The sequence below is a fragment of the Psychrobacter sp. genome (assembly GCF_036731945.1).
Classification (GTDB): Bacteria; Pseudomonadota; Gammaproteobacteria; order Pseudomonadales; family Moraxellaceae; genus Psychrobacter.
Genome location: NZ_DAINDI010000085.1, coordinates 1 through 7,476 on the forward strand (window position 1 = coordinate 1; position 7,476 = coordinate 7,476).

7 protein-coding genes are annotated in these 7,476 nt (G+C 45.5%); 4 read left to right on the forward strand and 3 right to left on the reverse strand.

Going from position 1 to position 7,476, the window contains the following annotated elements; all coding sequences use genetic code 11:
• Window positions 1-1,356 (forward strand): aminopeptidase family protein P (locus V7D75_RS13210; protein ID WP_333614924.1); only part of this gene is annotated, 1,356 nt, incomplete at its 5' end.
• A 121-nt stretch (window positions 1,357-1,477) separates the two neighbouring features.
• Here the strand turns inward: V7D75_RS13210 and V7D75_RS13215 are convergent.
• The 3 genes from V7D75_RS13215 to V7D75_RS13225 form a co-directional block, all read right to left on the reverse strand.
• On the reverse strand, window positions 1,478-2,356 hold the full coding sequence (locus V7D75_RS13215) for a hypothetical protein (RefSeq protein ID WP_333614925.1): 879 nt from the start codon (window positions 2,354-2,356) through the stop codon (window positions 1,478-1,480).
• A 162-nt stretch (window positions 2,357-2,518) separates the two neighbouring features.
• The gene (gene fabF, locus V7D75_RS13220; RefSeq protein WP_333614931.1) at window positions 2,519-3,796 is read right to left on the reverse strand and encodes a beta-ketoacyl-ACP synthase II; all 1,278 of its coding nucleotides are present in this window, start codon (window positions 3,794-3,796) and stop codon (window positions 2,519-2,521) included.
• A 214-nt stretch (window positions 3,797-4,010) separates the two neighbouring features.
• Entirely contained in the window at window positions 4,011-5,393 is a 1,383-nt protein-coding gene (locus V7D75_RS13225) for an anhydro-N-acetylmuramic acid kinase (protein ID WP_333614926.1), read from the reverse strand.
• A gap of 119 nt (window positions 5,394-5,512) precedes the next feature.
• Here V7D75_RS13225 and tyrS point away from each other — a divergent pair, with 119 nt between their 5' ends.
• The 3 genes from tyrS to V7D75_RS13240 all read left to right on the forward strand — a co-directional run.
• Complete coding sequence (tyrS, locus tag V7D75_RS13230; RefSeq protein WP_289047185.1) at window positions 5,513-6,724, forward strand: tyrosine--tRNA ligase; 1,212 nt, start codon at window positions 5,513-5,515, stop codon at window positions 6,722-6,724.
• 60 nt (window positions 6,725-6,784) lie between these two features.
• A complete protein-coding gene (locus V7D75_RS13235) occupies window positions 6,785-7,366 on the forward strand; it encodes a GNAT family N-acetyltransferase (RefSeq protein ID WP_333614927.1) in 582 nt (193 codons plus the stop codon).
• On the forward strand, window positions 7,356-7,476 hold a 121-nt coding region (locus V7D75_RS13240; RefSeq protein ID WP_333614932.1), incomplete at its 3' end, for a DUF1653 domain-containing protein. The genes V7D75_RS13235 and V7D75_RS13240, both read left to right, overlap by 11 nt.

Genomic DNA, 7,476 nt, shown 5'->3' on the forward strand with positions numbered 1-7,476 from the left:
TTGCCATCAGCACAACTCTACCAACACGATGCGCAATTTATCGATCAGCCCGCTAGCTCAAAACTTGCTGCCGTGCGCGCAGGTATGAAGGATGCAGGCGCAAGTCATCATTTGCTATCAAGCTTAGATGATATCGCTTGGTTGACCAACTTACGCGGTGCGGACGTTGATTATAATCCAGTATTTTTAGCGCATATGCTCATTAGCGAAGATAAAGCGACCTTGTTTGTTGATAATAATAAAGTCAGTAGCGAGATTGAAAAAGCGCTAAAAGACAGCGGTATCACGCTTGCAGATTATGATGCGGTACAAGAGGCATTAGCTACCTTAACGCCAGAAGATATATTATTGTTAGACCCAAGCAAAGTGGCGGTCGGTACGCTATCAAAAATGGCCGACGATGTGGGCTTTATCGAGCAAATGGCGCCAAGTACGTTACTCAAATCAGTGAAGTCTGCAGCGGATATCGAGCATGTGCGCGAAGCGATGCGCCAAGATGGTGCGGCGTTAAGTGAGTTTTTTGCGACATTTGAAAAACGCCTAGCAGACGGTGAGCGTTTAAGTGAGTTGGATGTCGACAGTATGCTCATCGAAGTTCGCAGTCAGCAGCCGCATTATGTGTCGCCAAGCTTTCCAACCATCGCAGGCTTTAACGAAAATGGCGCTTTGCCGCATTACCGTGCGACGCCAGAAAAATTCAGCTACCTTGATGTTGCTGAAGGCGAGGGCGGCTTATTGCTCATTGACTCAGGTGCGCAATATCAAAACGGCACCACCGATATCACCCGTGTGGTCGGTATTGGACAAGTAAGTTCTGAGCATAAACGCGACTTTACCACCGTGCTTAAAGCCCATATCGCCTTAGCAAAAGCACATTTCCCTGATGGTATTGCGTCACCGCTCATCGATGCGATTTGCCGTGCACCCTTGTGGCAGGCACAGATGGACTATGGTCATGGTACCGGTCATGGCGTTGGCTATTTCTTAAACGTCCACGAAGGCCCGCAGGTCATTGCTTATAGTGCCAGTACGCCAAAAGAACGTGCCATGAAAGAAGGCATGATCTCCAGTAATGAGCCGGGTTTATACCGCGAGGGTAAATGGGGTATTCGTATCGAAAACTTGGTGGTCAATACGCCAGTTGTGAATCCGACTGAGACTGAGTTTGGCCAATTTCTACACTTTGAAACCATTACTTATTGCCCAATTGATACTCGTTTGATTGAGCCTGCACTATTAACCCAAATCGAGATTGATTGGCTCAATGATTATCATAGCCAAGTCTATGCCGAGCTAAAAGATCGTGTTAAAGGTGCGGCGCTTGAATGGCTAACCGAGCGTACAAAAGCTATTTAAAATAGCGATTTGTACTTTTATTAGAAAAAAATTAGCAAAAAAAGCCCCGTCAATATCGATGGGGCTTTTTAGTGTCTAGTTATACAAAGGAATTCTTAATTTAAATCAGGTTTTTTTATCGCTAATGGATATTTTTCTTGGCGATACTTTCATTACTTTTAATAGTAGTGGTGGTTTCAGGTTCGGTTAAATGCTGTGCCAATTCGGCCCGTAACCAAGATTTTAAATTCTCAGAAATTTGCATCATTTGCTCACTTAAGTAGTCATCGACATGCATCTCAAGCTCGCGGATTAATTCTGGGTGACTCGCGCCAAGCTTAGTATCTTTTAAAGACAAAGGAATAGCTGCGTCTGAAACGGCTTTATCGATAACGGTTTTCATATTATGATCGTTTGCGCCATTTGCCACATTTGTAGCATTGGCGGGTTCTTGAATGGATTTTTTATCAGTGTCAGTCGCAGTTTTCGTAGCATCCGTTTTAGTAGCTTCCAGTTTGTCTACTGCGTCAGTGTCATTTTTACTAGTAATATTTTTACTACTAGCATTGTCATCAACATTGGTAGCTTGTTTATGAGCTAGCTGCTCATTATGCTGTTGCTCTTGTTTCGCCGCTTCTGCTGCCCTTAATGTTTCTTCTTCTTTCTGCTTAGCGTCTACTGCTGCTTTTGCCTGTTTTTCTTTTTCTACACGTTCTTTTTCTACACGTTCTTTTTCTAAACGTTCTTCTTCTTCTAAACGCTCTTTTTCGGCAGCCGCTCGCTCTTGCGCTTGTTTTTCGGCAATGGCTTTGGCAATCGCTTGTTCAGCTTCATGATTTTCATAAAGATTATCAAGATGGGCATCTAAGTCATGAGTGCTAAAAACAAAGGTTTCAAATGGCGTGTCGTGTTGTAAGAGGGTGGTGATATCGGTAAGTTCTTGGATAATAGAGGCGCGTACAGGGTCTGGCGCACACGTCCAGCGCTGATAAAACTGATGGGAAAATGAGTAGCTTGACATGGTATCTTCCATAAATGTTGCATAAAATTACCCCTTATCATACGCAAGTACGATAAGGGGCTGCAAGTGGTCAAACGTAGTAAATCTGACACCAAGGTTACAACGGCTAAAATAATAGTTTTTTAACATTTATTTAGCGTTTTTAACGTTGTTTTAGGCGTTTTAACTTGATGATTGCACCGGCCAACGAGCGAATATAAGCGACCCATTGGTGCCACCAAAGCCAAAGCTATTGGAGACTGCATATTGCAGATTATCAACTTTGCGTGATTGATTGGCCACGTAATCAAGGTTGCAGTTGTCTTCAACATTATCCAAGTTGATGGTCGGCGGTACCTGCTGATGTTGCAAAGCAAGCACAGTAAAGATGGCTTCGATACCACCAGCGGCACCCAATAAATGACCGGTCATCGATTTGGTCGAGCTGACCAAAATGCTGTCTTTAACGGGCGCAAAAACGGTTTCGATCGCAATGGATTCGGCAACATCACCAGCAGGCGTACTGGTACCGTGAGCATTGACGTAGCCAACCGCGGCAGGCTCAATACCAGCATCGTTTAGGGCGTTGCGCATGGCGCGCGCTGCACCGCTGCCATCTTCTGGCGGTGCAGTAATGTGGCTAGCATCATCACTCATGCCAAAGCCAACCAGCTCAGCAAGTATCGTCGCGCCGCGCGCCTTAGCATGGGCAAGGCTTTCAAGGACGACGACACCGGCACCATCACCGAGTACAAAGCCATCACGCTCTTTATCAAACGGCCGCGAGGCTTTGGTTGGCTCATCATTACGAGTTGAGAGGGCATGCATCGCCCCAAAACCTGACATTCCAAGCGGGCTTGAGCCTTTTTCACTGCCACCTGCCAGCATCACATCGGCATCGCCATAGGCAATCAAACGCGCAGCAAGCCCGATAGCGTGGGTCGCGGTGGTACAAGCAGTCGAGGTCGCTAGGTTTGGACCTTGTAAAGTGTGCTTAATAGCGACCAAACCTGCAGCCATATTAACGATAGAACCTGGAATGATAAAGGGCGAAACCTTCATAGCGCCTTTGTCACGTAGGGTATCACGGCTGTTTTCAATGGTTTGGATACCGCCAATGCCTGACCCTAAGATCACGCCAAAGCGTTCTTGCTCGACATCTTGTACAGGTGCATCAGCTGCGCTCACTTCATCGATAAAACCCGCGTCTTTTAACGCCATAGCCGAAGCTGCAACGGCATAATGCATAAACTCATCATAGCGGCGCGCGTCTTTAGCATTCATATATTGCTTGGCATCAAAATCCTTGACCACGCCCGCAATTTGCGCCCGATAGTCGGTTGCATCAAAATGAGTAATGGGCGCGATACCGCTCTCGCCATTAAGTAGACGCGTCCACGAGCTTGCGACGTCTAATCCTAAAGGTGTCACCGCACCCATACCGGTGACCACCACACGCATCTCGTCTGGGCGCTCATAATGGGGCAGCTTTTGGCGCGGGTTTTGCTGGATAGGGGCAGCATTAGAGTCGGCGGCTTGCGCGTTTGGTGAACTGCTATGTTGGCTCATGCGATATATCCTGTACGTGCGATCCTAAAAAGAAGGTATTTTAACCGTCATTATAAAACACATTAGTGCACGTATGTAAACTAAAATTTAAACAATTAAAGGCTTATTAAGCAAAACAAACTTGACCCAATACCACGCCTTTACTTGCGCCAGTGACCGCTGGCAAGTTACCAGTTTCCCCCATTAAGGTTTGCCGTGCCAACCATGCAAAGGCGACGGCTTCGACCCAAGCGGGATTCAGCCCTAAGCTGGCAGTAGTTTCTACTTTGCAGTGAGGTAAATGCGCCTGCAAGCGAGTCATCAAGTAATCATTTAAGGCACCGCCACCGCAGACATAAACTGAGCTATTTTCTTTGGCCTTAATAAACAGATTAATTTGCATACTGGCACTCATCGCCGTCAGCTCGGTCAATGTTGCCTGTACATCGGCTGACGAATAGCGAATATGGGCAGAGGCTTGGTCAAATTTTTGCAGCTCGCTTTGTAGCCATGCTAAGTTAAAGTCTTCACGACCTGTGCTTTTCGGATAGGTTCGCGCAAAAAATGGATGTTCTATCAGCTGGTTAAGTAGCGGCTCAACGACTTGTCCTGACTGCGCCCATGCGCCGCCAGCGTCATAATCTTTATCCGTATGCAATGCTGTCCACGCATCGAGTAATAAATTGGCAGGACCGGTATCATAACCAATAACTGGACTATTATTAACAACAGCATCATTAGCAGGATTAGCGTTAATAAGGCTAGCATTGGCTGGCAAAACGGTGATGTTGGCAATACCGCCCAAATTTAATAACACCCGCGTGCTATCAGGCGTGGCAAATAATGCTTGGTGAAAGGCAGGTACTAAAGGCGCGCCTTGACCACCGACGGCCATATCGCGGCGGCGGAAATCACTGACCACGCTAATACCAGTACGCTCGGCGATGATATTGGCATCGAGCAGTTGCAAGCTAAAGCCCATTTGTGGACGATGACGCACCGTTTGACCGTGACAGCCAATTGCCAGCACCGACTCTACATCGGTATTGGACTGCTGCAATAAATTATTGACTACGTCGCTGGCAAATTCAGCGTATTCTTTACTTGCCCAGCCAAACCAGTCTAATTCGCTACTCGGCTCTCCCATTGTTGGCGTTAATTCTTGCACACCATTTGGCTGACAAAGTGCCAGTAACACCTCGCGCAGGCGTGTTGGAAAATCTTGGCTAATAGACGCTAACAATCGCAGCGGTTGCTGAGTATCTGTTTCAGTATCCGTATTACTGCTAAATTGACAAAGTACCGCATCCATACCATCCAAGCTGGTACCAGACATCATGCCGATATATAAGCCATCATCGAAGTTCTCAAATACCGTTTGCTCAAGTGCATCGGTCAAGGTGGCATAATTTAAATCGTCATCTAAAGTTTTACCCAAAGTGTTATGTAAATTATCGTCATAATTGATAGTTGAATCATTAGTATCAGCAATCAATGCAGGGTTGGTCATGGCAATTTACCTTAAAAAACGCTAGTATATCTGTCAAATTCTAACATCTTTTACGGGCTACGATATTCTAATTGGCCCAAACGCATTACCCTTTTAATAAAGACAATAAAGAGAGCGTCATGACCACCCAAACCTACACCCTAGAAGAACAACTTGCCCTGATTCAGCGCGGTACCCAAGAAATCCTATCGGAAGACGATTTGGTTAAAAAGTTAAAACTGAATCGCCCGCTGCGTATCAAGGCAGGCTTTGATCCCACCGCGCCTGACCTGCATTTGGGTCATACCGTATTGATCAATAAGCTCAAGCATTTTCAAGACTTGGGTCATGAGATTTACTTTTTAATCGGTGATTATACCGCCAAGATTGGCGACCCTTCTGGCAAAAACAGCACGCGCCCACCATTGACCGATGAGCAAATCAAAGTCAACGCGCAGACTTATGCGGAACAAGTCTTTAAGATTTTGGATAAAGAAAAAACCAAGATCGTCTTTAACTCTGAATGGTTCAAAGACATGTCAGCGGGCGATATGATTCAGCTTTCTAGTCAGTTGACTGTCTCGCGTATGCTTGAGCGCGATGATTTCTCTAAACGCTATGCGGCGCAAACGCCAATTGCTATCCATGAGTTTTTATACCCATTGGTGCAAGGCTATGACTCTATCGCGCTAAAAGCTGACGTCGAGCTTGGCGGTACGGACCAAACCTTTAACATCCTAATGGGACGCACCCTGCAAGGTCGTTACGGTCAAGAGCCACAAGTTTGTATCACCGTGCCAATCTTAGAAGGGCTAGACGGTGTTAATAAAATGTCGAAGTCACTTGGTAACTATGTTGGCATCTATGATGCACCGGGCACCATGTACCAAAAACTGCTGTCGATGCCAGATACTTTAATCCGTCGCTACTTTGAATTTTTAAGCTTTAAGCCGATGGAAGAAGTCGAAGCGTTAATGGCCGAGATGGAAAATGGTCGCAACCCACAAGAAATCAAACGTATCCTTGCTGAAGAATTGATTGAGCGTTTCCATGATGCGGATGCTGCTGCTAATGCGCATAAATCAGCAGGTAACGTATTGGCTGATGGTGAATTGCCCGTTGATTTACCAGAAGTGACGTTAGAGTTGGAAGGTGCGGACGCATTATTTATCACGCAAATCCTAAACCAAGCAGAGCTTGCCAAAAACAGCTCATCGGCTAAAGATATGATCAAGCGTGGCGCGGTAAAAGTAGATGGCGAAGTGGTCGATGCAGGCTTTAGTTTAACGTCTGGTCAGACAGTCGTTATCCAAGCAGGCAAAAAGGCTTATGCTAAAGTGACGGTTGCTTAGTTAAGACATTGAGCTAGGTAACGAGAGTTTCTACGTTCATTATGGCTTAAGGAGAGATAGATGTTAGACCTTCCTACGTTATCAAGTAACGGCATTATTCTTAAGCCATTGATGTTAACTCATGCCAATGATTTAGCCCAAGCTTGCCAAGACGGTGAGCTATGGAAAATAAACGAGACTTCGGTACCAGAGCCAGATAAGATCATTGATTATATCAATACCGCACATTCAATGCCTGATAGAAAAGCATTTGTCGTTATTGATGAATCAAATGGTAAAGCGATTGGTACAACGAGTTTTCACGATATTTTACCAACTAGCAAACGCTTAGAGATTGGCTATACCTGGTATGCTAAATCGTATTGGCGCACGCATGTCAATACCATCTGTAAGCTTATGCTACTCACTTATATATTTGAAACATTGAACTATCAAACCGTAGGTTGGCGCACGGATATTGATAATCATCGCTCACAACAAGCCATTGAGCGTTTAGGTGCTAAAAAAGATGGCGTAATTCGAGGTAATCGAGTGCGCCGTGATGGTGTTATTTCGGATACAGTGATGTATAGCATGTCAAAAGATGAATGGCCGAAACATAAAATCAAGTTAATAGAGAAGCTAGCTAAGCATGGAAAATAATAATTTTAGTAGCGTCGCCCAAGGCATTTACCGCCATTATAAAGGCAGCCTTTACCAAGTCTTGCATACCGCGCAGCATTCAGAAACCGAAGAAGCGCTAGTCGTTTACC